This window comes from Thalassobaculum sp. OXR-137 (assembly GCF_034377285.1).
Classification (GTDB): Bacteria; Pseudomonadota; Alphaproteobacteria; order Thalassobaculales; family Thalassobaculaceae; genus Thalassobaculum.
This window is the reverse complement of the sequence record NZ_CP139715.1, coordinates 2846365-2869972: the sequence shown is the minus strand read 5'-3', so window position 1 is coordinate 2869972 and position 23608 is coordinate 2846365. Positions and strand designations below refer to the sequence as shown.

The window sequence follows — 23608 nt, the reverse complement described above, 5'->3', positions numbered from 1 at the left end:
ATACTACGGCCGCGGTGGGCTGCGGAAAAGGGGCTCAAACCGCTCTTGGCCGGGACAACCGACCGGGATTCCAGGAGCATGGCTGCGTCAAATCTGCTTACGGCCTTCGGCAATGCCGCGGCCAACCCGAACCATCCCGTGGCGTTGGCGGCACTTCTGGGTCTGGCCCGCTCGCGGCATGACGTCCGGCGGTCGCTGCGCATCCTGCGGTGGCTGCGGGTGCTGGGTGTTCCGGCGGACTCGGTCGCCCGACAGTCCAGCATGCTGGCCCGGGTGGATCAGACGTTCCGGCACCGGGACAAGGTCGCCGAGCAGACCGGTCCCTTCGAGACCCGCACCATCCCCGGCCTCGGCCCGCTCAGGTTCAGCACGGCGACAAACGCCGCCCGGGCCTTTCTGGCGCTGCTCGACCGGGAGGGTGACGGGTATGAGCCGGGCGTGCTGCGCTACCTTATCGCCGCCGGCCGGCGGGGCGAGGTGGTGGCCGATATCGGGGCCCATGTGGGCTACTACACGACGATTCTTGGGGCGGCCGGCGCCAAGGTCATCGCCTGCGAGATGCATCCGGACCTCCTGCTGGAGGTCAAACGGAACCTGTGGGCCAACCAGCTGGACAGGGCGCATGTGATCAACGCCGCCGTCGGCAATTACGACGGGCTGATCTTCAATGTGCGCTTCAATCCGACGCCGGGCCTGCGGGTGGAGGATTCCATCGCCGCTCCACCACCGGACGCGCTGGAGAAGGCGGTCTACGACCCGGTGCCCTGCATGCGCCTGGATACCCTCTTCGCCCGCGAGGGAGCGATCCCCAGCCTGATCAAGATCGATATCGAGGGGTATGAATTCGAGGCGCTCAAGGGCGCCTCGGCGATGATCGCCCGCGGCCGGACCCGGTTCCTGATCGAGTTTCATCCCCATGCGGTCGTGAATTTCGGTCACCAGCCCGCAGAGATCCTGACCATGGTGCCGGACACCTGGCGCCGGGAGATCCTGAACGACGACGGCACGCGCCGCCCGATCGATCCGGGGGGCCATGACTTCGTGCACGACCCGGACGTGGAAAACGTCAAACTGCTCTTCTCGCCACCCGGCTACGTGGAGCCGTCTGAATAGCGGCGGTCCAGGAACCAGTCCGGGATCTGCGGCCGGTTGGGCAATAGGGAATGCGCGCGGCTGAAGTTGCCCTCTGGAAAGCCGATCTTCCCGGTCGCGAGATCCAGATGCTCGACCATCATCAGGGTCGCGTCGGCGAGGTCCCGGGGATCGTTATCCTGGAACTTAACGTCATGCAGGACGGCGTCATAGGCTTCCAGAATGTCTCCGTGGTCCCGGCAGAAGCTCTCGAACGGGATCGTGGTTCCGTCCTCGGTCAGCAGCACCTTCGGCAGGGACACCACGGAAGGCGCACACACCAGATGGGAAAGCGTCGGAAAGTTGGTGAACAGCACCGGGTGCCCGAACAGCATCGGAACAAACGACATGCCGGACGATGTTCCGATGTGGAAGGCGCACCGACCCGCCAGGTAGATATCCATCCAGTCCGACTTGGCGTCGGTGAAGGGGTAGTCGATCAGACCCTCCATGGCCGGAGCGGGGGTCATCGTGCGGTCGCCAAGACGGACCACGGTGAAGCCCCGCCGAACCAGCTCCCCGATCGCCTGACCATAGGTTTCGAAGCGGCCGTCTCTCTGGTGCATGAACCGTGAAAGACCGGCATTGTAGCCTTCCTCGCGCACATGAACCGTGACGATCGGCGCATCCGGCGACACCCCGAACCCTGCCAGCACCGCCGCCCCTCTCTCTTCCAGCGCCGAGTCCATCGTCAGGAAGGGACGGCGGTCGTGCCAAAGGCGTGCCGCCCTGGAGACGAGCTCGCTCATCGGCGCGGAGCCACCCTTTGCCAAGGACTGTCGTTTGCGGGCGCTGATCAGTTCGGCATAGAGGACTCCCTCCGGCAGCCGGTCGACCATGTAGCGCTCGAACATCGAGCGCAGATAGGAGTTCTGGGTCTCCCCCCGCAGCATGACGATCGGAGGCCCCTTCAACTCGCCGGCGTCGCGGAGCGTCAGAAACGTCGCGGCGTAGGTGAAATGGCCGATATGACTGCTGAAAGCGGTCGACAGGGCCCAATACTTGCCGTGATCGCGCCAGACCTCGTCGACCATCCGGCGCAGTTCCGACACCCTGAGCGCCTCCTCTTTCGCCCTGAGACTGAGCAGGATCGCCTCCGCACCGTCCAGAACGGTGCCGACGAAGGCCATCCCCGAACTTTCGTTAACAGGGGGAAGCGAGAGGCGCTTATCGACCAGGCACTGCTTCAGCCAGGCCGAGAACGGTCCGTAGAGTGCGGCGACCCGTGGTGAATTCGGGAGGGCTTCCCGGACGCCGTGAAGATCCCCGTTGGTGGCGATCATGAAGACGGCGAGATTCTGGAAGACGGCGACGAAGTTGACACAGCGAAGGCCGAACCGCAGCAGATCGGCAATCTCGTCCGGCCTCACCTCTCCCCGATACAACGCCAAAAGCAGCCGCCGGATGATCAATCTGTCGTCACCGGCATATCGGACGATGAACACTCGGAGCGCATCGTAATTCGTCATCCACTTAAGCCCCTGAGGAGACTGAGTTCGGCGCCAGCCGTGTGATAGAATGCAGATCGGAGTTGATGTTCCTGCCCGGGTCCGACCATGAACGATTTCAAGACAAGAAGCGAGGCGCGGCGGATCTCGGTTGAGAATCCGCACAGTGTGAACGCCTTCGCCGGCGGCTACTGGCCGCCCTATTCCCGTGCCGAAATGATGAAGATCCCCGCTGTTCTGCGCAGGATCGTAGCCCTCGGCTCGAGCGCCAGAACCATGCCTGACTATGTGCTCTCGCCCCGGGTCATGCTGTGGCGGCTGCAAGAACTTGCGAAAGTCATCAGCGAGCGCACCCGTCGTCACGCCAGCCGGACGACCTGGAGTCTGACGCTGTCGAACGGGAAGACGGTGCGCTTTCCCCTGGATGACCCGTCGGCTGTCGCCTTCAAGGACATGGCGGCCGAATTCGAGCCCTATTACGAGAAGGCTCTGGCCGACTTTCTCATTGAGACCCTGAAACCGGGGGACATCTTCGTCGATGGCGGCGCCAATGTCGGTTATGTCAGCGGGGTCGCCGCGACCACGGGTGCCGTGGTCTTCGCCATCGAGATCCAGCGTGAGCTGATCTCACAGATCGAAGCGATGGCGACCCTGAACGAATTCGACCTGATCAGACCCCTCCACCTGGGGCTCTCCTCCGGGGCCGGTCTGACCTCCATGTGGCGGACAGGAATCAATTTCGGCGCCGGGCTGGAGGGCGAAACGAGCCGGGCCCGCCATGACGAGCCGTGCTCTATTGCGGACGATTTCGTGCCCGTCATGCCGCTCGACGACCTGTTCGCCGCCCCAGGCATGACTCCGGCCGTCGTGAAGATCGATGTCGAAGGTCATGAGATCAGTGTCCTTCAGGGGGCCAGACAGCTGATCGAAAAACGGCGGACCATCTTCGTTGTCGAATACCACGCCCATATGCTCCAGCTTTACGGCCACGGCCCGAACGACCTGATGACCATGTTCGCGAACGGCGGGTGGGAAATTCACCAGCTCACGGATGACGGGCTCGTTCCGCTCGCGACACTGGACGACCTGAAGCCGGATCCCCGCGATCCCAATCCGAAAATCATCTTCACGCCGAAACCCTAGAGGACGTCGGCTCGACCTGATCAGTCGAGGCCGCGCAGTCGCTCCGCGATCGCCGACAGAAGGTCGCTGCGGGTTATAGCGGCGCCGGTTTCACGTCCGTAGCCGAAGATGCCCCGGGTCAGCGGGTCCTCCGCATCGAAGATCGGCAGCTTCTGCTCGCCGTTCGATGCGCGCTCGTACAGGGGATGGCCCGGCGGCACGAAAACAAGATTTGCGGTGACCAGCTGCTTGCCCTCCGGCAGGGCCGCCGGGTGTTTCGGGTTCCGGCCGATGTAACGCGCCGCCAGCACCAGCGGCCTGAGACCCACGTCGAGCAGCGCACGGATCGCCGTATCGCCGCTGGTCTTCCCACCCCCCGGACACTGCGCCAGGAACACGCCGGTCGGCTTCAGCACCGTGACGAACAGCGCCGCGTAGTAGCGCAGGGCGGTCTCGTTGAACTCGGTCAGGTTCGCGTTGGAAGTCACCACGTCGTAGCGGCGCGCGGCCACGTCCTCCAGGCGCCACCAGGGGAAATGCTCCGCCCGTGGGCTGCGTTCGACGCCGAGCGACACCGGGGTTTCGTAGTTCGGCAGGATCTCCTTGTGGCGCGTCCGCATCGTATCGAAGTCGATGCCGCCGAGGCCGGCCGACCGGGTGTCGAACTGGGCATGGTCGATGAAGCGGTGGCCGTAGACATGCCGGTTCACCAGGCTCTGCAGCAGGTAGAAGCTCTCAGTCGCCTCCACCTGGTCGTAGCGCTCGATGCCCGGATCCTTGGACAGGAAGAAGGACAGCAGCCCGCTGCCCGGCCCGATCTCCAGCACCGACTTGCGCTCGGGGATACCGCGCAGCTTCAGGCCGATCGCGTATTGCGACAGCATGCCCGACAGCGGGATCGGGATCTCCGCCGACGGGAACTGGGTCAGGAAGAAGCGGGCATACTCGGCGAAGGCGTCCAGCAGCGCCGCCATGTCGGCATCGGTCAGCCCGCCCAGCTCGGCGACGAAATCGTCGAAGCGGTTGTTGTGCATGACGTCGAGGAGGACCACCAGGTCCTCCATCGATTCCACCCGGGTGAGAAACCCGGACGTCTCGAAGTATTCCGGCGCATGGATGCCGGTCTGGCGGAGCGAGCGCATGGCCCGCTTCGCCAGGGTCTCCGACAGCCGATAGGACGCCGCGTCCAAACTCAGCCCTCGATCTTGCCGGTGATCGGGTTGAACGGGGTCGGGAACTTGCCCGACGGCTTGATGTAGTCGTACGGCTCGCGCGCCAGGAACTGGCCCCAGCCGGCCTCGCAGCCGACCTCGCCGTCGTTCCAGACCACCTTGCCGCGCGACAGGGTCACCGCCGGCCAGCCGATCACCTCCATGCCCTCGTAGGGGGTGTAGTCGGTGTCGTGGTGCAGCATGTCCTGGGTGACGGTCTGCTTCTTCTCGGCATCCCAGATGACGATGTCGGCATCGGCGCCGATGCCGATCCGGCCCTTCTTCGGATACAGGCCGAACAGCTTGGCCGAGTTGGTGGAGGTCAGGGCGACGAAGGTCTGCAGGTCGATCCGGCCCTTCACCACGCCTTCGGAGAAGGTGATCGGCATCCGCGTCTCCAGCCCCGGCACGCCGTTGGCGATCTGGCTGAACGGCGCATTGTCGCCGGCCCAGAACTTTCCGTCGGGCGCGTCGATGTTGTACGGCGCATGGTCGGAGGTGACGTTGCCGATCGTGCCCATGCGCACGTGATTCCACAGCGCCTGCTGGTCGGCCACCGAGCGCGGGGCGGGCGAGCACAGGACGCGGGCACCGTGGCGCTGGTCGCCGTCGAGATCGTCGGCGGTCAGCACGAAATACTGCGGGCAGGTCTCGGCGAAGACCTTCACGCCGCGCGCCTGGGCCCGGCGGATCTCTTCGGCCGCCTCCTCGCAGGTGACGTGGAAGATCTGGATCGGCAGGTCCATCAGCTCGGACAGCATGATGATCCGCTGGCAGGCCTCGCGCTCGACCAGCGGCGGCTTGCACCAGGCGTGGTACTTAGTATTGCCGAAGCCGTTCCCGACCAGCTTCTCGGTCATGTACATGATCGCGTCGTGGTTCTCGGCATGGACGCAGACCAGCGCCTGATGCTTCCGCGCGGTCTCGAAGATCTTCAGGATCTGCTTATCGTCCACCCGGTTCTTCGGGTAGGTCATGAACAGCTTGAGCGAGCGGTGGCCGGCCTCGATCAGCTCCGGGATCTCGTTGTCCATCACCGCGTCGGACGGGTCGTTGAGGATGATGTGGAAGCTGTAGTCGATGCAGGCCTGCTTCGCCTTCTCGTGATAGTCCGCCACCATGTGCTTGACGCCCTTGCCCTTCTCCTGAGCGGCGAAGGCGATGACGGTGGTGGTGCCGCCGCAGGCCGCGGAGCGGGTGCCGCTCTCCCAGGTTTCGGCGTTCTGGCCGCCGCCCGACGACGGCTGCTGGATGTGGCAGTGGCTGTCGATGCCGCCCGGCAGGACGTAGCGGCCGGCGGCATCGATGGTGCGCGCGGCGGAGCCGGAGAGTTTCTCGGCAAGGGCAACGATCCGGCCGTCCTTGATGCCGATATCGGCCTTCTGCGTGTCGGCCGCGTTGACCACGGTCCCGCCCGTGATGATGACGTCGTACTCGCTCACCTGTGTGCTCCCGAAATGTCGGTTGATCCTTTCGGCAAGTTAAGCACGGCTGGCCGCGGCGGCCCATAGGGGCATTGGTTCGCCGGCTGCTCAGCCGGCCGCCTTGGCGAGCAAGTCGGACGACTCTTTGAGAAGCTCGGCCTTGGCTTCGGCAAAGCGGCCGCGCTCGGCTTCCGAGGGAATGGAACCGAGATTGGCGTCGACGTTCAGCAGGATCGACCGGCACGACGCCTCCAGCAGGTTGGCGCCGGCGTAGACGTCGCTGAGGATCGTCGGTCGGCAGATCGCCCGGGCTTCCACGGCGATCTTCAGCCCCTCCACGCAGTGGGCTGCGGCGGCCACCGGCACGGCGGTGGAGATGACGGCCGCCCGGCCCATGGCGGCCTTGCGGGCGGCGATCTCCGCCTCGGTGCCCTTCGGCAACTTCAGGGTCGCCATGTAGGTGGAGAAGCAGTCGATATCCGCCACCAGGCTGGTCTTCAGTTCGGCGATGACGCTGCGGCCGCGCTCGATCAGCGCGGTGAAGGGGGCGGCGTCCTCCGCCTTCTTGATGGAGACCTCCAGCGCCATGACGACCAGCGCCATGCCGGCGGCGGCGGTGTAGGAACTGACGGACCCGCCGCCCGGCACCGGGGCGTCGCTGGCGATGGCGTCCAGGAAGGCGCCGATGGACTGCTCGAAGGCGGCGTCGGTCATCGCGGGTGCCCCTGAAGGTCCATGCATTTCAGAAGATTGGCGAAGATGATGGCCGAGGTGACCCGGCCGACCCCGCCCGGCACCGGCGTGTAGGCGGCCACACCCTCGGCCGCATCGGCGTCGAAATCGCCGACCAGCTTGTCGTCCTTATAGGCGATGCCGGCATCCAGGATCACGTGTTCGGCCGTTACGTTGCCGGCGTTCAGCAGGCCGGGCCGGCCGGTGGCGGCGAAGACGAAGCGGCAGGGCGCGATGGTCGCCGCCAGATCCTTCGTGCGGCTATGGGCGACGGTGACGGTGGCGCTGCGGTTGATCAGCATGGCGGCCAGCGGCTTGCCGACGGTGGGGCCGCGACCGACCACGGCGACCCGCTCGCCGGAGAGACCGCCGACCGTCTCGGCCAGACGGATGCAGGCCTGCGGCGTGGCCGGGCAGATCGCCTCGTCCTCGCGGCCCTGCTGGATCAGCCCCTGGTTCAGGGTGGTCAGCCCGTCCACGTCCTTCTTCGGGTCGAGGATCGACAGCACCCGGTCGTGGTCCAGCCCGTCGCGTACCGGCAGCTCGACCATGACCCCATGGATCGACGGATCGTCGTTCGAGGCGCGGATCAGGTCCTCGAACGCCGCCTGATCCTTCTCCGGGCCGAACTCGACCACCTCCATGGCGATGCCGAGTGTGCCGGCCTGCTTCACCTTGGAGCGGACATAGGACAGCACGGCCGCGTCGTCGGTGGCGACGATTACCCGGATCGTCGGCTCAACGCCCCGGGACTTGTGCGCCTCGACCCCGGCCGTCACCTCGGCCTTGATCCCGTCGACGATGTCCTTGGCTTCGATCTTCATCGTTCACCCCATGCCTGCTCCGCGATCACGCCGACCGCATAGCGCGCCTTTTAACGCGGGCATGGTGCGGGCGCGACCCCCGGTGTCGGGGATGGGGTGAACGATGGGGTTTGTCAGCGGCGGCCGGCGACGTGCAGGACCAGCACCAGCACGATGCCGTAGAGCATATGGCCGACCAGGGCGACCCAGGTGATGCCGGTGAAGTTCAGGAAGAACGGCAGGCCGGCGATCGCGGTGATGCCGCCGATGGCGAAGACCCAGAGGCCGAAGCCGTAGACCGCCGCCGGCAGGAACCAGCCGCCGACGCCGCCCAGCACCTTCTCCCAGACCGGCTTGAAGATGAACAGCCAGCCGACCGGGTAGCCGAGCAGGCCGACCAGATAGAAATGCACGAAGTAGCCGGCGAAATCGCCGTTCGGCAGGCCGAAGGTGCCGAGCAGGCTTTTCGCCAGGCCGTGCGGCGACAGGTTGGCGAACCCCAGCGCCGGACTGACGAGCTGGCCCCACAGGTCGAAGGCCATGGTCGCCGCCGCCCCGGCGAGGAACATGAGACCCAGGGTGGCGGCGTTCAGCGGCGGGACGGTCGGGCTGTGATGCATGTCGTTGGCGGCCATGGCGAAGCGGGCTCCTCGGTTGCGGGCGTCGACCGGATCGACGTCCCGCCCCTAATGAGCCCCCCGGACGATCGGTTACAATCGCCTCGCAGGGTCTTCAACCGCTTGTGACGGGCGGTGATCGGCGGGTGTTTCCCTCTACTGCCCCAAAAACCTAGCCGACTTCCTGGAAGCGGCAGCGCCGCTATCCAAGACCGTATCCCGGCGTCGATCGCAGGATCCTGGATCGGTCTCCGGGTCGGGCCCGGAGTCCGTCCAGGAAGTCGGGGATAATATTCTGGGGAAAATTTTCGGGATTAATTTGGGGTTGTGGGTTGGAAGCCTACTTCCGCCTACTCCCACTCAAACCTAACCGACTTCCTGGAAGCGGCAGCGCCGCTATCCAGGACCGTGTCCCGACGTCGATCGCAGGGTCCTGGATCGGTCTCCGGGTCGGGCCCGGAGTCCGTCCAGGAAGTCGGGTTGTTGTGGGTTGGAAGCCTACTCCCGTCTTCTCCCCCCAATCCTGACCGACTTCCTGGAAGCGGCAGCGCCGCTGTCCAGGACCGTGTCCCGGCGTCGATCGCAGGATCCTGGATCGGTCTCCGGGTCGGGCCCGGAGTCCGTCCAGGAAGTCGGGATTAATTTGGGGTGTGTGGGGGCGGCCCTACTCCCGCGTCTCGAAGACCATCGGGGTCATCGTGTCGATGTCGCGGCCCGCCCAGTCGCGCTGGCGCACGCCGGAGATGGTGATTTCCTGGAAGGCGTTCAGCTTCGCCGACACGTCGGCCACGTCGATGCTGTCCACTTCGCCCTTCGACACGACCTTTTTGCCGTGCACCCAGACATCCTCCACCGCGCGGTCGCCGGCGGAGTAGATCAGGCTGCGGATCGGGTCGCGCAGCGGCTGCATGTAGGGATGGCCGCAATCCACCACCGTGAAGTCGGCCTTGCAGCCCACCTCCAGGCGGCCGATGTCGTCGCGGCCGATCAGCCGGGCGGCGCCGGCCGTGGCGGCGTAGAAGATCTGCTCGGTGGTGGCGTTGGTGAAGTCGCCGGCCATCAGACGCCCGGCGATCATCGCCACCTCCATCTCGTGGATGAAGTTGTGCGGGAAGGTGTCGGTGCCGAGGCCGAGCGGAATGCCCGCGTCCATATAGCGGCCCACATGGTTCAGCGCGATGCCGCGCCGCCAGAACACGTTCGGGCAATGCGCCACGCCGGCGCCCGAGGCGACCAGGCGGCCGAAATCGTTGGCCTGGGGCCAGTGCAGCCACGGATGGTCGTTCAGGAAGATGCCGTGGGCGACGATGGTGCCGTCGGTCAGCACGCCGAGATCGTCCAGCCATTCGATCGGCGTCATGCCGTGGCGGCGGGTCATCTCGTTGAACTCGACCACGCTTTGCGCCGCGTGGATGTGCATGGTGATGCCCCGGTCCATCGCCTCCTTGTGAGAGGCCTGGATCAGCTCGGCGGTGCAGGTGTCGATCTGCGACGGGCCCATCATGCCGGACATGCGGCCCGACGGGTGGGCGTCGGCCTCGTCGATGGTGGCGATGGCGCGCTCCATCGCCCGCTCGCCGGCCCCCTCGTCCCAGTCGTAGACGACGGAATGGCCGTCCTTGGTGGTCCAGGCGGCCGAGCGGTACATCGGGCACAGCACGCCGCGGATGCCGGTCGACGCCACGTCCTCGACCCAGCCGTCGCGGGCCATGGACAGGTCGCAATAGGTGGTCACCCCGCTCTTCAGCATCTCGTGGATGGCGAAGCGCATGGCCGGGCTGGCGCCCTCCGGCAGCATGCGGAAGACCGGCATATATTCGTAGAGCGAGGACTGGCCGAGCTTGGGCGAGCCCAGCTCCTCGTTCAGCCCCTTGTTGCCCGGCTCCGAGGCCGGATGGGAATGCACGTCGATGAAGCCCGGCATCACCATCTTGCCGGCGCCGTCGAGGGTGACGTCGGCCTCGCCCTGGAAGCCCTTGCCCACATGGATCAGTTCGTGGTCGCGAAAGGCGATGTCGGCGCCCTTCAGGTAGACATGGCCGCCGGTGCCTTCGGAACCGCCCTCCGGATCCCAGCCGATCACCCAGTCGCAGTTTTTGATCACCGTTGTGCGGCTCATCGTCTTCCTCGTTCTTGATAGCAGAGTCGGTTGGCGGGGCGTCCCGCGGCGGCCTGGAGTTTGCGGGCGGCAGCCGGCGGCGTCAAACCGGAGAAATCACCACAGGTGACGTGGGGTCACCGTTGACAGGCCGCCGCCGTCTTCCGACCGTTCCCGCTTCGACAACCCACCAACGGACATGGGACATGACCGCTTACCCCACCCTTCTCGACACCGCCCTGCCGGTCGACGGCCGCTCGCGCCGGCTGCTGCGCGATGCCGGCCTGGCGCTCGCCGGCTCGGTGCTGCTGACGCTCTCCGCGAAGATGCAGATCCCGTTCTATCCCGTGCCGATGACCATGCAGACCTTCGTCATCATGGTCCTCGGCATGGCGCTCGGCCCGCGTCTGGGAGCCGCCACCGTGATGCTGTACCTGGCGCAGGGCGCGCTGGGACTGCCGGTGTTCGCCGGCACGCCGGAAAAGGGCCTCGGGCTCGCCTATATGGCCGGGCCGACCGGCGGCTATCTGATGGGCTTCGTCGCCGGTGCGTGGCTCTGCGGCGCCCTGGCCGAGCGGGGCTGGGACCGGTCCTGGCTGAAGACGCTGGCGGCGGCCGGCCTCGGCCATGCGGCGGTGTTCGTGTTCGGCTTCGCTTGGCTGGCGGTGCTGATCGGCGCGCAGACGGCGTTTGCGGTCGGCGTGGCGCCGTTCTGGGCGGCGACCCTGCTGAAGACAGCGCTGGCGGTGGCGATCCTGCCGCCGGCCTGGGCGGCGCTGCGCCGGCTGCGGGGGTGACTCACCCGTATCAAATTTAAATCCGACTTCCTGGACGCTCCCGGCAACTGCCGGGAGTGATCCAGGACCCTGCCCCCGGCAGTTCGGTTCAAGGTCCTGGATCAAGTCCAGGAAGTCGGGTTTTAGTTAAGCCGCCTCGCCCTGGCGGTCGTAGGCCAGATCGCCGCCCAGCACCGTCAGGTCGCACTGCGCGTCGATCCAGGCTTCCGGCTCGGTGGCGAAGAGGTCGGTGTCGAACACCGCCACGTCGCCCAGCATGCCGACCTCCAGCGTGCCCTTGATGCCTTCCTCGAACGAGCCGTAGGCGCCGTTCACGGTATAGGCGCCGATCGCGTCCTCCAGCGTGATCCGCTCCTCCGGGCCGATGACCGTGCCCTTGGAGGTCTTGCGGGTGACCATGTTGTACATCCCGCGGAACGGATTGGTCTGGGACACCGGCCCGTCGGAGCTGCCCGAGGGATACAGGCCGGCGTCGATCCAGCTGCGCATCGGATAGCTCGCCGCCGGCCGCTCCGGGCCGAGCGCGTCGAGATACAGGTCGCCGAACTCGTACAGGAAGATCGACTGCGGCGCCGGCAGCACCCCGGCCTTGGCCATGCGGGCGATCTGCTCCTTCGACAGGAAGCCGCAATGCTCGATCCGGTGGCGGCGGTCGGAATGGACCTGGTTGCCGATCGCCTTCTCGTAGCCGCTCAGCACCTGCTCGATCGCCGCATCGCCGATGGCGTGCGTGGCGATCTGGAAGCCGCGGGCGTGGTAGTCGGCGATGTAGCCGTGGATCTCCTCGTCGCCGTAGATGAAGATGCCGAAATTCTCGGAATCATCGGCATAGGGCGAGGACATGGCCGCGGTCTTGCCGCCGGCCGAGCCGTCGGCGAACAGCTTCATCGGGCCGGTGCGCACCCACTCGTCGCCGTCGCCGGTCATGAAGTCCATGTCGAGGATGCGGTCGGGCCAGCCGGTCGCGCCCGCCAGCGGCATCAGGTACATGCGCTGCGGCAGGCGGCCCTGGCGGCGGGCGAAGAGATAGGCCTGCCAGTCGCGGTAGCCCTCGCGCAGGCCGACCCCCGGATCGGTGCAAGAGGTGAAGCCGTAGGACAGGTTGAGCTTCGCGCCGGCCTCGATGCCGTTGACGAAATCGTCCATGCCGGCCTTCGGGAAGGCCCGGGCCACGAGCTTCTGGGCGTTCTCCTGCATCAGGCCGGTCAGCTTGCCGTTCTGCGCCTCGACGTGACCGCCCGCCGGCTGGGCGATGCCCTCGCGGACTTGGGCCAGTTCCAGCGCCTTGGAGTTGGCCACGCCCATATGGCCGCAGGTGCGCTTGATGTAGACCGGATTGTCCGGCGCCACCATGTCCAACTCTTCGCGCAGCGGATGGCGCTTCTCGGCCAGATTGAAGTGGTCGTAGCCGCGGCCCATGACCCACTCGCCCGGCGCCAGCGTGTCGACCCGCGCCTTGATCGCGGACAGGATGTCGCCGATGGAGGTGATCTCCTCGCCCTTGAGGTTGACCTCCAGGGTGCCCATGCCGACGGCCATCATGTGCTGGTGCGCGTCGTTCAGCCCCGGCACGGCCAGGCGGCCAGCGAGGTCGATCTTCTTCGTGTTCGGACCGATCAGATCGGCGATCTCCGACGCCGTGCCGGTGGCGAGGACCCGTCCCCGCCAGATCGCCACCGCCTCGGCGAAACCGAGTCCGGGGCCAAGAAAGACCTTTCCGCCCGTCAGGACGGTATCAGCGGCCACCCGAGCCATACGTGCATCTCCTAGAGTGGGGTGTGTCTGTCAGCCGTGCGCCATGACGGCCTGAAAGGATCGGCCCCGCCGCTGGGACGGGGCCGGTGCCGGAACTGGCGTCTTGGTGTCAGGCATCGTAGCCCGGGCTGTAGCGGTCCATCATGCGGCGCATGGCCGGCCAGGCGCGCTCGCCGAAGGGCTTGCTGCCGTCGCCCCAGAACTGGTCGGCGGTGTGCTGGCAGACCTCTTCGGACGGCATGATCAGCTCCTTACCGGTCTGGGCGGCGAGCTGGGCGACGCAGGCGTGCTCCAGGTTCTGCAGGATCTCGAACGCCTCGCCGATGGTGCGCCCGCAGGCCAGCAGGCCGTGGTTGCGCAGGATCATGGCATAACGGTTACCGAGATCGGCCTGCAGCCGCTCGCGCTCGTCCAGGTCCAGGGCGATGCCCTCGTAGGTGTGGTAGGCGAGATGATCGCCGTAGAACATCATCGCGTTCTGGGTGATCGGCAGCAGCCCTTCCTTCTGGGCCGAGACCGCCATGCCGGCGCGGGTGTGGGTATGGGCGACGCACATCACTTCCGGCCGCGCCATGTGGACGGCGGAGTGGATGGTGAAGCCGGCCTCGTTCACCTCGAACGGCGAATCCATGACGATCTCGCCCTCGGTGTCGATCTTCACGAGCGACGACGCGGTCACCTCCTCGAACATCAGGCCGTAGGGGTTCAGCAGGAAGTGATGATCGTCCCCGGGAAGGCGGGCGGACAGGTGGGTGTAGATCGAATCGGTCCAGCGGTAGAACGCGACGAGCCGGTAGAGGCAGGCCAGATCGACGCGGATCTGCCACTCCTCCTCGCTCACCTGATCGCGCACTGACGGTACTTCTGCCTCGTAAGCAAGGGCCATGGCGGCCTCCTCGACTGAGGGAACGGGAATGTCGGGTTTGATCGGAGAGTGGCGGCAGCCGCCGGGACGGTCAATCCACCAAGTTTTGGCCATGGCGCCAACGATTTGCGGGGTGCCAGTCTTGCGGTTTCCTTGACACGAACCGCAAAATCTTGATGATTCGAGACGAATCCATGCTTCCAAGTGGCGAGAGGCCGATCCGAATGGCGCAGCGTCGCCCGCTCCTTCTCCTGGCCATCGCGACCGTTCTGCTCTCCGGCTGCTCGTCGGTCGGCGGCATCGGCGACAGCCTCACCGGAACCCCGCCCGCGGACCAGCTGCCGCCTGCCCCGGCGCCGATCTACGCCGCCGGCGACACGTTCGTGTACACCGAGAACGGCCAGCCGACCCGCGAACAGGTGGTCTCCGTCGCCCCGGACCGGGTGGTCTGGACCAACGACAGCGGCCTGATCTGGACCAAGGACACCGCCCTGGTCACCCCGCAGCTGCGCTGGTCGTCCCATCCCGAGCTCGGCCGCGGCCAGCAGACCATCATCGGCTCGCCGGAACAGCTCTTCCCGCTGCAGGAAGGCAACGTCATCGCCTACTCCGTGCGCGGCTCGGCCGAGAACGCGCCGGCCGGCTGGCAGGAGGAGCACCGCTGCGTCGTCTCCGGCCAGGAGGACGTCCAGGTCCCCGCCGGCACCTACACGACCTTCCGCATCGACTGCCAGCGCAAGGACTTCCTCGACAGCTACTTCTACTCGCCGGTGGTGCAGAACTACGTCCTGAGGGTGCGCGATTTCGGCACCGGGCAGTCACGCAAGGAACTGCTGTCGGTCACCCTGGCCAACGACCGGACCCGCGACCTGCCGGCCACCATCGCCGGGACTCCGAATCCGGTGGAAGGCCCGACCGTGCAGCAGCCGGTCACCCCGCCGGTCGCCGTCATGGGGCCCACGCCGGTGCCCGTTATGGCGGGCGATTCCGCCGCCAAGGAACCGGTCGGCACCGAGGCCCAGCGGGCGGACGCCCTGATCTCGCGGCTGGAGGACGTGGTTGCCCGGCTGGAGAAGGTCGCCGGCATGGATGCCGCCCAGGGTGCGGCGCCGGCTGCCGTGGCGGCCGGGCGCAGCGCGCCGAGGGCGGCCGCGTCGACCGGCGGCGGATCCTCCGGTCCGTGGGCGGTGCATCTCGCCTCCTACCGCTCCCAGCGCTCGGCGCAGGACGGCTGGAAGGTGCTGCAGCGCAAGTTCCCGGCGCTGAAGGACAAGAAGCTGGTCACCAGCGAGTTCGATCCGGGCAACGGCCGCGGCACCTATGTCCGGCTGATGGCCCAGGGTTTCCCGAACCGGGATGCGGCGGTGCAGTTCTGCGCCCCGCTCAAGGCCAGCGGCCAGTTCTGCGACGCCCGCGGCCCGCTGCCCTGATCGGTCCACCGTTCTCTTGGAAGACCCGGAGGCGACAATGGCTGGCCGAACGATCTTCGACTCGGTGATAGAATACGGATCTTCCGCAATTAGATCGGCAATTCTACTTAACGGTGGAGGCGCAGTCGCTCTCTTAGCGTTTGTGGGGCACCTTTATACCAGCGAGCAGGCTGCACTATTAAATCTCGCCAGTCAGACAAGTCTGCCCGTCATAGCGATGGGAATTGGGGCGTTTCTCGGTGGATGCGCGGCGGCCTGCGCTTACATTGCGCAGCATGAGTATGCAAGAAGTGAGTATGCTAATATCCCCAACGCATTCTCGAACGCATCGAAATCTATCTCAAGCGCCGAACCAGCGGCAGTTGTATTCCATTTGCGAGGAGTATTATTCCATAGAATTGGTGTATTTTTGGTAATATTGAGTCTATTTACCTTTGTATTAGCGATCATTGGGGCGGGCTTCCTTACTTGGAATTTTTCACCCGCCCGCTCTGTAAGTTTTCCAATGCATTGGGGGCCGTCATAATGACGGTCGATGAGATCGATTGATATCAATATGATCCAGAATAATCTGCTCAGACGACCGGCACGTAGTCGTATTCGCCCACGCCCTGCATGATCAGGAAGCTGACCGAGGTGTCCCCCGCGTTGGTCACCAGATGCGGCCGGCCAGCGACCACCTCGTAGCTCTTGCCGGGCGCCAGCTCGACGGATTCCTTCGGGTTCATCAGGTAGATGCGGAGCGTCCCCTTCAGAACATAGAAGGTATCGCCCACGTTGGTGTGGGTGTGCCACGGCACTTTCTGGGTCGGCGAAAGCTGAATTTCCTGGATGCGGAAGCCGGGGCGCTCCAGATGCCGGGCCCGGTGCTCGACCTCGTAGAGGTGGTCGGCGTTCTTGAGCGGTTCCATGGCGGGTCTCCCTTGGGTTTTTCGGGTTTCCCCTACCCTACCGCGCCGCTGGCCCGCATCCAGCCCCGGATCAGCGACACCAGCACGAACCCGGCGGCGATGCAGGCCATATAGAGCATCAGCCCGGTCGGGACCCACGCCTCGATCGCCCAGCCGGAGATCGGCGGGCCGAGCAGGTTCGCCAGCTCGAATGTCATCACGAAGGCGGCGTTGGCCGCCACCAGCTCGCCGCCGCGATAGCGCTCGCCCAGCATGGTCACGCCGACGGTGTAGAGGCCGAAACTGCACCCGCCCCACACGAACAGGATCGGATAGGCGGCCAGCGAATCCGCCCGCAGCAGCCAGCCGGCCAGGCCGGGGCAGACGACGCAGATCGTGCCCAGCACCAGCAGCATGCCGCGCCGGTTGACCCGGTCGGCGATCCAGCCCAGCGGGACCTGCAGCGCCACATTGCCGGCGAAGACCGCCGTCAGCAGGGTGATCGCCGTCTCCGAGGGCATGCCGATGCGCAGCCCGTAGATCGGCAGGAAGGTGAAGAACGCGGCATCGACCAGCCCCACGGTCAGCACCGCGGCGAAGATCGTCGGCGCCTCGCGGGCCAGGCGGACGACGCTGCCCTTGGTCTCCAGTGCCAGCGCCGGTGCGAACCTATGGATCAGGGCCATGGGCAGCGCCGTCAGCGCGGTTATCGCGGCCACGGTGACGAACGGTGTCGCCCCCGCCGTCCCCACAACGGTCAGGATGATCGGCCCCAGCGCGAAACCCGACGCGATGGAGGTGATGTAGATCGACATGACGAGGCCCCGCCGGCGCTCGCTGACGATCGCGTTCATCCAGGTCTCGCTGACCACCCAGTGGATCGAGATGCCGGCGCCGATCAGGAAGCGCAGGACCATCCAGGCCCAGAGATTGTCGATGAAGGCCATGGCCAGGGCCGAGGCGGCGGTCAGCAGCAGCCCGGCGACCATGGCCGGGCTGGCCCCGAACCGGCGCACCAGCACCGTGGCGTAAGGCGCCATCGCCAGCACGCCGAGCGAGGTCATGGCCGAGTTGATCCCGATCATGACCGTGTCGACCTGCCGGGCCTCCAGCGTCACCGCGATCAGCGGCACGAAGCCGCCGACCGCCAGGCCGATCGCCATGGAGGAGAGGTAGTGCGCGAGCAGGCTCCAGAGCACCTGACGGGGGGACAGCGTGCCGGCCGCCCCGGTGGTCGCGGTGCTCATGGCGGGCTCACGGATAGGTGCAGCGCTCGGCCGCCACCTGCGCGAAGCCGCGCGCGCCCGGCTTCACCAGGAAATGATGCTCGACCCCGTCATGCACGACGGATTGCTGCAACGGCAGGGTGCCGGAGACCTCGGTCTTCTGCCCGTCGATGCGGGTGAAGACCAGGGTGACCGGCTTGTGCGGATCGTACCAGGATTGCGGCAGGCCGGCTCCGGTCACCTCGGACTCGCCGCTGCCGGTCACCGCGACCGCGTCGTTGGCGAAGGTGATCGACGTGTTGGCACCGTTGTACAGCGGCGTGCGTACGAGGAACCGCTTGGTCTCCACCTCCTCGCAGTCGCGCTTTTCCTCGGCCGACTGGATCAGGAAGGCGATGCGCTGCGGATCGACCCCGGCCTCCAGCCGCTCGGAGACCAGGTCCAGCAGCTCGCGCCGGGGGCCGGTCGGAACGTCGGCGTTGTAGCGCCGCTCCCATTCGTCGACCGCAAGCTTGGCCCGCTCGACCTCGACCCGCAGGTTCGCCGCTTCCTGCTCGCTGGCGGCGCGGGCCTGCTCGAACTCCATGAGCTGTTCCTGATGCATGCGGCGCTGGCCTTCGATGTCCTCCGCCCCGAATTCATAGGACACCGTCGCGGCCGCCAGAACGACGCCGATATAGATGACGAAGCGGATAACGCCGCCCCACACCCGACGCCGGTAGCGCCGCTCGCTGTCGTAAAGGCTCATATGCTGCTTCCTTGCCGAGGGATTGCCGGTTCTCAAAATCCCCCGCCCGCGCCGGTGTTCTAGCCGGTCAAGCCGCCGGGGTGAAGGGGGCGGGACGAAGGGCCTGCGATCCTGCTTTCCCAATGGGGCAGCCGTATGTCACTTTCCGCCCCATGTCGACCATGCCCCAGCCTCCCACCTCGGCGCCGGACCGCGCGCCCGCCGCCACCACCCGGCCTGCCGACGTGTCGGAGAACGCGGTGCGGGGAATCGGGCTGCTGGTGACGGCCGAACTGCTGTTCGCCACCATGGACACCCTGGCCAAGCATCTGGGCCAGGAGATGCCCGTGCCGATGGTCGCCTGGGGCCGCTACGCCTTTCACCTGGGCTTCATGCTGATGTTCTTCCCGGGCCGCCGGCTGGTGCCGCTGCTCCGGGTTCGGCAGGTGAAGCTGACGCTGCTGCGCGGCGTCCTGCTGCTGACCGCGACCATGAGTTTCTTCACCGCCATCCGCTACATCCCGCTGGCGGACGCGGTGGCGATCGGGTTCGTCGCCCCGCTGTTCGTGGTCGCCCTGTCGATCCCGATCCTGGGCGAGACGGTCGGCCCCCGGCGCTGGGCGGCGGTGGTGGTCGGACTGATCGGGGTGATGGTGATCGTGCGGCCCGGCTTTACGGACGTGCACTGGGCCTACGGGCTGATGGTCTTCATGGCGTTCATCTTCGCCGTCTTCGTCATCGTCACCCGAATGCTGACCCGCACCGAGGAGACCCTCTCGATTCTGTTCTACGCGGCCCTGATGGGGACGGTGGGGACATCGCTCATGCTGCCGTTCTTCTGGCAGACCCCGACCTGGGAGCAGCTCGGCTGGATGGCGGCGATGGGAGCCATCGGCGGGGTGTCCCAATGGCTGATGATCAACGCCTACAAGGTCGCCACCGCCTCGTCCCTGGCGCCGTTCCAGTACGTGCAGATCACCTTCGCGGCGTTCTGGGGCTATGTGGTCTTCGGCGACATCCCGGACATCTGGGTGATCCTGGGCGGCACCATCGTGATCGCGAGCGGCCTCTACGTCATCCACCGCGAGACCGCCCTGGCGAAGAAGGGGTAGGTTTCTTCCTTCCGAACCAGTCTTCGCGGCCTCCGCGCCGGGAAGATCCGAAATCAGGAAGTCGCCGGAAAACCGCCCTCGCCCTTCCATAGCGCTCGGCATGAGAGCCTGGGTCTACATCCTCGCCAGTCGGCGGAACGGGACGCTGTATGTCGGCCAGACCACCGACCTCGCCCGCCGCATCCATCAGCATCGCGCCAAGCTGCTGGACGGTTTCACTGCGACATATGACGTCACCAGGCTGGTCTATCTGGAGGAGCTCGAGACCCTGGATCAGGCCCTGCTGCGCGAGCGTCGGCTGAAGCGCTGGCGGCGGGACTGGAAGCTCGACCTCATCGAGAAGGAGAACCCCGAATGGCGGGACCTCTCCTACGACCTCATCGGGCCGCCGCCGACATAACCGGACGGGAGGCGAGGACACCGCTTCCCACTTCTCCCCCTTTCTCCCCACGTCTTCCCGGCCCTGCGCCGGGACCGAGGATGGGGGCCGCTGGGGCTCTGGAGATTGGCGTTCTGCGCTCCATCGCGCGGAAGTCTAGGTCCCGGCGCAGGGCCGGGAAGATCGGAAAGACGGAAAGACGTGACTAGACGGAGAAGAGTACAGGTGCCTCCCCTCCGATGGCGCCCCTACGCCGCCGCGTCCTTCTTGCCGCCGACGGTGAACACCGTCAGCAGCGACACCACCATGAATCCGGCGATCACGTAGAACACCAGGGCCGGCTCGCCGCGGTCGAGTAGGAAGCCGAACAGCAGCGGCGCCACGATCCCGCCCAGGCTGAACCCGGTGGACACGAAGCCGAACACCTTGCCCATCGACCCCGCCGGCGTGACCGAGCGCACGATCATGTCGCGGCTCGGCATGATGATGCCGTGGGTCAGGCCCTGCAGCGCCATCAGCGTTACCAGCGCCCAGATCGGCAGGGTCACCAGGCCGACGATCAGCACCGCCACCGCCGTCGCCAGGAAGCAGCAGGCCGCCACCTGGTTGTGCTTGGTCGTCCGGTCGGCGATCACCCCGCCCAGAAGAATGCCGAGCGACGAGCCCACCAGATAGAAGGTCAGCCCGAGATTGGCGGAATCCACCGGCGTGCCGTGCACCCGGTTCAGGGCGGAGACCAGAAAGTTGTTGATGCCGCCCGAGCTCAGCGCCAGCAGCAGGAAGAACATCAGGCACATCAGGATGGCCGGGTTCATCATGATCGACGTGCCGCCGGCCGCCGCCTTGCTGTCGTCGCCCTTCTTCTTGCGCTTGTCGGAGCCAGGCGCGTGCTTCAGCGCGCGGCCGAACACCACCAGCGCCAGGGCCGCCACCATGCCGGCGACGCCGCAGGCGGTCACGCCGGTCCGCCAGCCGAATTCCTGGGCCAGCCACACGATGGTCATCGGCACGGCGGCGAAACCGGCGAAGCCGGTGAAGGTGTGCAGCGAGAAGCCGCGCCCCATCCGTTTCTCCGACACCGAGGCCGACAGGATCGCGTAGTCGGCCGGGTGATAGACCCCGTTCGCCGCGCCGGCCAGAACCATGCAGGCCAGCATCGCCCAGTAGGTGCCGGTGATGCCGATCAGCACGAAGGCCAGACCGTGCGCCGCCAGACCGCCGATCAGAATCCATTTCGCCCCGACCTTGTCGACCAGGTAGCCGAACGGGATCTGGCTCACCCCCGTCGCCGCATTGGCCACCGTCAGGATCAGCCCGAGCTGCACATAGCTCACGCCGAACGCGTCCTTCAGGATCGGGAACAGCGGGGCGAGCAGTAGGATGTAGAAGTGGCTGAAGAAATGGGCGGTGCCGATCAGCGAGATGACCTTCATGTCATCGCGGAACGATCCGGCGGTATCCTCGACGGTCTGCGTGGCGGCGGTCATGGAAAGATCGACGAATAGTTGGCTGGGCAACGAAAGTGCGCCCGGATCGCGCGGCCGGTCAAGGGGGCGGGAGCGCAGGGGCGGGCAAGACCCTTGCCCCCTTTCCCCTCCCCCGGTAGGGGAAAGCGATGAACCGGACCGTCGTCGTGTTGGGATTTGCCGTGCTGCTGTCCGCCGCCCTGCTCTGGGCGGGCGGGGTGGCGCTGGTGTCCTGGCGCGACTGGCCGGACACCCGCCAGGCCGTTGAGCGCAGCCGCGACGCCGGAAAGGCCGACTGCGCCGCCACCTACAGCGACCCCGAGGCGAAGGAGCGCTGCACGGCCCTGCACGACGTCAAGTTCGTCGCCGACCTCAACATCGCCAGGGCCACCCGCGGGCTGATCGGCGGCGGCCCGTTGATCGTCCTGCTGCTGGCGGCCCTCGCCGTCCGCCGCTCCGCCCGCTCCATTCCACCTGCACCGAGTCGATCCTGACATGAGCCGAACCCGTGCCGACGAGCCGCCCCGCGCCTGGCAGCGCATGCTGAGCGGCCGCCGCCTCGACCTGCTCGACCCCTCCCCCTTCGACGTGGAGATCGAGGACATCGCCCACGGCCTGTCCCGGGTGGCGCGCTGGAACGGCCAGACCTCCGGTGCCTGGGCCTATTCGGTGGCCCAGCACTCGGTCCTGGTCGAACGCATCGCCACCGGCATCGACGACACCCTGGCGCGCAAGTGGCGCCTCGCCGCCCTGCTGCACGACGGACCGGAATACGTGATCGGCGACATGATCACCCCGTTCAAGGCGATCATCGGCCCCGACTACAAGGCGGTGGACAAGCGGCTGTCGGCCGCCATTCACATCCGCTTCGGCCTGCCGGCGGAGCTTCCCGCGACGGTCGAGAAACTGATCAAGCGGGCGGATCGGATCGCCGCCTATTTCGAGGCGACCCAGATTGCCGGCTTCGATCCGGCCGAGGCGCGCAAGATTTTCGGCACGCCACGGGTTAAGACGTCGATAACCATCGATCCGGTTGGCCCGGAAGATGCAAAGGAACTTTACCTGAAGCGATTTCGCCTGTTGGCGGGGGTTCCGGCCTCCAAGAACGGCGCGATGCATGATACTTAATGCAAGTTCGTTCTTTTTCGGCGACGTTCGGAGGAACCGCAGCCGATCCTAGAACAGGATCAAGGACCCGATGAGCCAATTGCAGCACTCAGCTACGCGCGATGGGGAAGCCGCCGGACACTTGAACACCAAGTACTGGCCGGCCACGTTCGAAGAGCGCGGCGTCGTCGTCCCGTTCACCACGCCGATGCTGGCCTTCGCGCGGGCGCGGTCGGACGGCAACGGGGGCCTGGAGATCATCGTCCCGGGGCTCTCCGGCGGCAGCGGCGTGTACATCATCGGCTGGTCCGGCGTGCGCGAGGTGTTCCGCATGTCGGTCCACGACCGCGCCTTCCACGACATGATCGAGACCCGCAAGGCAGCGACGCCCCGCGACATGCGGCGCTGCGCCCATGAGATCGCGATGACCGGCCTGTCGGGTCCGGACGCCATCGACGCCGCGGAGAAGGCGATCGAGCAGGAAGAGAACGAACGGCTGCTGACCAACTACTATCTGGTCAACTCGGTGGTGAAGACCCTGGCCAAGGCGGATGTGAAGCTGTCCGTGGTCGAGCTGTCCTCCGCCGCCGGCCAGAAGAAGGTCCGCGGCATCATGGCCGGCATCGCCAGCGACCTGCGCGTCTCCTCCGAACAGCTCTACGCCGATATCGAGAAATGGTCGGACCTGATCGCCCCGGTCGGCATCGCCTCCATGCCGCACGAATGCCGGCTGCGCCGGCTGATGAGCCGACTCAAGGCGTTCCGCATGAACGTCACCGCCTGGGGCAAGAACTCCAACGCCGACCCGGACGGCCTCGCCTTTCTCGTCGCCGACGTCGCCCTGCTGACCCTGGATGTGGGCCGGACGCTGATCGGTGAGATCGACGACCACGCCAACGACCTGACGGCGGCCCTGGCCAATTGGGGCACCGTGGGCAAGGAGATCTCCGACGGCATGACCCGGATCTCCTGGCTGCTCGACGGATGGGACCACGTGATCGAATTGTGGGAAGATGTCCTAGATGGGGCGATGCACGAGCAGCGCGATGCGCTGGAAGAGATCGTGCGGATGCTCCCCCTCGTGCCGACCAAAGAACTCGAGACCAACAACGGCAAGGCCTGGGGCGATCTCGAGAATGCCATGCGCAAGTTCGTGAAACCGCTGCAGAACTGGCAGTCCGGCCACACCGATATCGAGCTGCAGCTGCGCATCGAGCGGCGTCGTGCCGAAGCGATGCGCGAACAGGCCTGAAGCCGCCACGAGGCAC

23 protein-coding genes are annotated in these 23608 nt (G+C 66.4%); 10 read left to right on the top strand and 13 right to left on the bottom strand.

Annotation, left to right across the window (positions count from 1 at the left end):
* Positions 1 to 78 precede the first annotated feature (78 nt).
* Positions 79 to 1113 (top strand): FkbM family methyltransferase, encoded by a 1035-nt coding sequence (locus tag T8K17_RS13565; protein WP_322330267.1) that lies wholly within the window; start codon positions 79 to 81, stop codon positions 1111 to 1113.
* Here T8K17_RS13565 and T8K17_RS13560 read toward each other — a convergent pair.
* The gene (locus T8K17_RS13560) at positions 1092 to 2744 is read right to left on the bottom strand and encodes a TIGR04372 family glycosyltransferase (protein ID WP_322330266.1); all 1653 of its coding nucleotides are present in this window, start codon (positions 2742 to 2744) and stop codon (positions 1092 to 1094) included. The two genes, T8K17_RS13565 and T8K17_RS13560, sit on opposite strands and share 22 nt — an antisense overlap.
* On the opposite strand from T8K17_RS13560, the gene T8K17_RS13555 reads away from it, so the two are divergent.
* Positions 2688 to 3722, top strand: coding sequence for an FkbM family methyltransferase (locus T8K17_RS13555; protein ID WP_322330265.1), 1035 nt, complete (start codon positions 2688 to 2690; stop codon positions 3720 to 3722). The genes T8K17_RS13560 and T8K17_RS13555 overlap by 57 nt on opposite strands.
* A 20-nt stretch (positions 3723 to 3742) precedes the next feature.
* Here the strand turns inward: T8K17_RS13555 and T8K17_RS13550 are convergent, their stop codons facing one another.
* The 6 genes from T8K17_RS13550 to T8K17_RS13525 form a co-directional block, all read right to left on the bottom strand.
* A complete protein-coding gene (locus tag T8K17_RS13550) occupies positions 3743 to 4891 on the bottom strand; it encodes a hypothetical protein (RefSeq protein WP_322330264.1) in 1149 nt (382 codons plus the stop codon).
* Positions 4892 to 4893: 2 nt separating this feature from the next.
* Positions 4894 to 6354, bottom strand: a complete 1461-nt coding sequence (gene hydA / locus T8K17_RS13545) for a dihydropyrimidinase (RefSeq protein ID WP_322330263.1) — start codon at positions 6352 to 6354, stop codon at positions 4894 to 4896.
* A 90-nt stretch (positions 6355 to 6444) separates the two neighbouring features.
* Positions 6445 to 7050: a cyclodeaminase/cyclohydrolase family protein gene (locus T8K17_RS13540; protein WP_322330262.1), complete on the bottom strand. Its 606-nt coding sequence runs from the start codon at positions 7048 to 7050 to the stop codon at positions 6445 to 6447.
* Positions 7047 to 7892: a bifunctional 5,10-methylenetetrahydrofolate dehydrogenase/5,10-methenyltetrahydrofolate cyclohydrolase gene (locus tag T8K17_RS13535; RefSeq protein WP_322330261.1), complete on the bottom strand. Its 846-nt coding sequence runs from the start codon at positions 7890 to 7892 to the stop codon at positions 7047 to 7049. Before T8K17_RS13535 ends, T8K17_RS13540 begins: the two co-directional genes overlap by 4 nt.
* 113 nt (positions 7893 to 8005) lie before the next feature.
* The gene (locus T8K17_RS13530) at positions 8006 to 8506 is read right to left on the bottom strand and encodes a hypothetical protein (RefSeq protein WP_322330260.1); all 501 of its coding nucleotides are present in this window, start codon (positions 8504 to 8506) and stop codon (positions 8006 to 8008) included.
* 646 nt (positions 8507 to 9152) lie between these two features.
* On the bottom strand, positions 9153 to 10607 hold the full coding sequence (locus T8K17_RS13525) for an amidohydrolase family protein (RefSeq protein WP_322330259.1): 1455 nt from the start codon (positions 10605 to 10607) through the stop codon (positions 9153 to 9155).
* Between the two features lie 185 nt (positions 10608 to 10792).
* Here T8K17_RS13525 and T8K17_RS13520 point away from each other — a divergent pair, with 185 nt between their 5' ends.
* Complete coding sequence (locus T8K17_RS13520) at positions 10793 to 11383, top strand: biotin transporter BioY (RefSeq protein ID WP_322330258.1); 591 nt, start codon at positions 10793 to 10795, stop codon at positions 11381 to 11383.
* A gap of 126 nt (positions 11384 to 11509) precedes the next feature.
* Here the strand turns inward: T8K17_RS13520 and T8K17_RS13515 are convergent, their stop codons facing one another.
* Both T8K17_RS13515 and T8K17_RS13510 read right to left on the bottom strand, forming a co-directional pair.
* The gene (locus tag T8K17_RS13515; protein ID WP_322330257.1) at positions 11510 to 13138 is read right to left on the bottom strand and encodes an amidohydrolase; all 1629 of its coding nucleotides are present in this window, start codon (positions 13136 to 13138) and stop codon (positions 11510 to 11512) included.
* A 109-nt stretch (positions 13139 to 13247) separates the two neighbouring features.
* A complete protein-coding gene (locus tag T8K17_RS13510; RefSeq protein ID WP_322330256.1) occupies positions 13248 to 14024 on the bottom strand; it encodes a class II aldolase/adducin family protein in 777 nt (258 codons plus the stop codon).
* A gap of 203 nt (positions 14025 to 14227) precedes the next feature.
* Between T8K17_RS13510 and T8K17_RS13505 the strand changes: the two genes are divergently transcribed.
* Together T8K17_RS13505 and T8K17_RS13500 are read left to right on the top strand one after the other, a co-directional pair.
* Positions 14228 to 15433, top strand: a complete 1206-nt coding sequence (locus T8K17_RS13505; RefSeq protein ID WP_322330255.1) for an SPOR domain-containing protein — start codon at positions 14228 to 14230, stop codon at positions 15431 to 15433.
* 37 nt (positions 15434 to 15470) lie between these two features.
* Positions 15471 to 15959 (top strand): hypothetical protein, encoded by a 489-nt coding sequence (locus T8K17_RS13500; RefSeq protein ID WP_322330254.1) that lies wholly within the window; start codon positions 15471 to 15473, stop codon positions 15957 to 15959.
* Positions 15960 to 16008: 49 nt separating this feature from the next.
* Here the strand turns inward: T8K17_RS13500 and T8K17_RS13495 are convergent, their stop codons facing one another.
* Genes T8K17_RS13495 through T8K17_RS13485 form a run of 3 tightly spaced genes read right to left on the bottom strand, consistent with a single transcriptional unit; the run spans position 16009 to position 18297 of the window.
* Positions 16009 to 16344 carry a cupin domain-containing protein gene (locus T8K17_RS13495; protein ID WP_322330253.1) on the bottom strand — a complete coding sequence of 112 codons (336 nt, stop codon included), beginning with the start codon at positions 16342 to 16344 and terminating at the stop codon, positions 16009 to 16011.
* A gap of 32 nt (positions 16345 to 16376) precedes the next feature.
* Positions 16377 to 17570 (bottom strand): MFS transporter, encoded by a 1194-nt coding sequence (locus tag T8K17_RS13490; protein ID WP_322330252.1) that lies wholly within the window; start codon positions 17568 to 17570, stop codon positions 16377 to 16379.
* A 7-nt stretch (positions 17571 to 17577) separates the two neighbouring features.
* A complete protein-coding gene (locus tag T8K17_RS13485) occupies positions 17578 to 18297 on the bottom strand; it encodes a hypothetical protein (protein WP_322330251.1) in 720 nt (239 codons plus the stop codon).
* Positions 18298 to 18458: 161 nt separating this feature from the next.
* Between T8K17_RS13485 and T8K17_RS13480 the strand changes: the two genes are divergently transcribed.
* Together T8K17_RS13480 and T8K17_RS13475 are read left to right on the top strand one after the other, a co-directional pair.
* Positions 18459 to 19388 (top strand): DMT family transporter, encoded by a 930-nt coding sequence (locus T8K17_RS13480; RefSeq protein WP_322330250.1) that lies wholly within the window; start codon positions 18459 to 18461, stop codon positions 19386 to 19388.
* Between the two features lie 100 nt (positions 19389 to 19488).
* A complete protein-coding gene (locus T8K17_RS13475) occupies positions 19489 to 19788 on the top strand; it encodes a GIY-YIG nuclease family protein (protein WP_322330249.1) in 300 nt (99 codons plus the stop codon).
* Between the two features lie 227 nt (positions 19789 to 20015).
* On the opposite strand, the gene T8K17_RS13470 is transcribed toward T8K17_RS13475, so the two are convergent.
* Positions 20016 to 21254: an MFS transporter gene (locus tag T8K17_RS13470; protein ID WP_322330248.1), complete on the bottom strand. Its 1239-nt coding sequence runs from the start codon at positions 21252 to 21254 to the stop codon at positions 20016 to 20018.
* A 128-nt stretch (positions 21255 to 21382) separates the two neighbouring features.
* Between T8K17_RS13470 and T8K17_RS13465 the strand changes: the two genes are divergently transcribed.
* From T8K17_RS13465 to T8K17_RS13455, 3 genes are all read left to right on the top strand, one after another.
* Positions 21383 to 21727 carry a hypothetical protein gene (locus T8K17_RS13465; protein WP_322330247.1) on the top strand — a complete coding sequence of 115 codons (345 nt, stop codon included), beginning with the start codon at positions 21383 to 21385 and terminating at the stop codon, positions 21725 to 21727.
* Position 21728: 1 nt separating this feature from the next.
* On the top strand, positions 21729 to 22361 hold the full coding sequence (locus tag T8K17_RS13460) for an HD family hydrolase (protein WP_322330246.1): 633 nt from the start codon (positions 21729 to 21731) through the stop codon (positions 22359 to 22361).
* Between the two features lie 121 nt (positions 22362 to 22482).
* Positions 22483 to 23592: a hypothetical protein gene (locus T8K17_RS13455; RefSeq protein ID WP_322330245.1), complete on the top strand. Its 1110-nt coding sequence runs from the start codon at positions 22483 to 22485 to the stop codon at positions 23590 to 23592.
* The last annotated feature ends 16 nt before the right edge of the window (positions 23593 to 23608 follow it).

Coding starts and splice junctions, on each gene's coding strand:
- T8K17_RS13565 (WP_322330267.1), top strand. CDS start 79: ATGGCTGCGTCAAATCTGCTTACGGCCTTCGGCAATGCCGCGGCCAAC.
- T8K17_RS13555 (WP_322330265.1), top strand. CDS start 2,688: ATGAACGATTTCAAGACAAGAAGCGAGGCGCGGCGGATCTCGGTTGAG.
- T8K17_RS13540 (WP_322330262.1), bottom strand. CDS start 7,050: ATGACCGACGCCGCCTTCGAGCAGTCCATCGGCGCCTTCCTGGACGCC.
- T8K17_RS13535 (WP_322330261.1), bottom strand. CDS start 7,892: ATGAAGATCGAAGCCAAGGACATCGTCGACGGGATCAAGGCCGAGGTG.
- T8K17_RS13530 (WP_322330260.1), bottom strand. CDS start 8,506: ATGGCCGCCAACGACATGCATCACAGCCCGACCGTCCCGCCGCTGAAC.
- T8K17_RS13525 (WP_322330259.1), bottom strand. CDS start 10,607: ATGAGCCGCACAACGGTGATCAAAAACTGCGACTGGGTGATCGGCTGG.
- T8K17_RS13520 (WP_322330258.1), top strand. CDS start 10,793: ATGACCGCTTACCCCACCCTTCTCGACACCGCCCTGCCGGTCGACGGC.
- T8K17_RS13515 (WP_322330257.1), bottom strand. CDS start 13,138: ATGGCTCGGGTGGCCGCTGATACCGTCCTGACGGGCGGAAAGGTCTTT.
- T8K17_RS13510 (WP_322330256.1), bottom strand. CDS start 14,024: ATGGCCCTTGCTTACGAGGCAGAAGTACCGTCAGTGCGCGATCAGGTG.
- T8K17_RS13505 (WP_322330255.1), top strand. CDS start 14,228: ATGGCGCAGCGTCGCCCGCTCCTTCTCCTGGCCATCGCGACCGTTCTG.
- T8K17_RS13500 (WP_322330254.1), top strand. CDS start 15,471: ATGGCTGGCCGAACGATCTTCGACTCGGTGATAGAATACGGATCTTCC.
- T8K17_RS13495 (WP_322330253.1), bottom strand. CDS start 16,344: ATGGAACCGCTCAAGAACGCCGACCACCTCTACGAGGTCGAGCACCGG.
- T8K17_RS13490 (WP_322330252.1), bottom strand. CDS start 17,570: ATGAGCACCGCGACCACCGGGGCGGCCGGCACGCTGTCCCCCCGTCAG.
- T8K17_RS13485 (WP_322330251.1), bottom strand. CDS start 18,297: ATGAGCCTTTACGACAGCGAGCGGCGCTACCGGCGTCGGGTGTGGGGC.
- T8K17_RS13480 (WP_322330250.1), top strand. CDS start 18,459: ATGCCCCAGCCTCCCACCTCGGCGCCGGACCGCGCGCCCGCCGCCACC.
- T8K17_RS13475 (WP_322330249.1), top strand. CDS start 19,489: ATGAGAGCCTGGGTCTACATCCTCGCCAGTCGGCGGAACGGGACGCTG.
- T8K17_RS13470 (WP_322330248.1), bottom strand. CDS start 21,254: ATGACCGCCGCCACGCAGACCGTCGAGGATACCGCCGGATCGTTCCGC.
- T8K17_RS13465 (WP_322330247.1), top strand. CDS start 21,383: ATGAACCGGACCGTCGTCGTGTTGGGATTTGCCGTGCTGCTGTCCGCC.
- T8K17_RS13460 (WP_322330246.1), top strand. CDS start 21,729: ATGAGCCGAACCCGTGCCGACGAGCCGCCCCGCGCCTGGCAGCGCATG.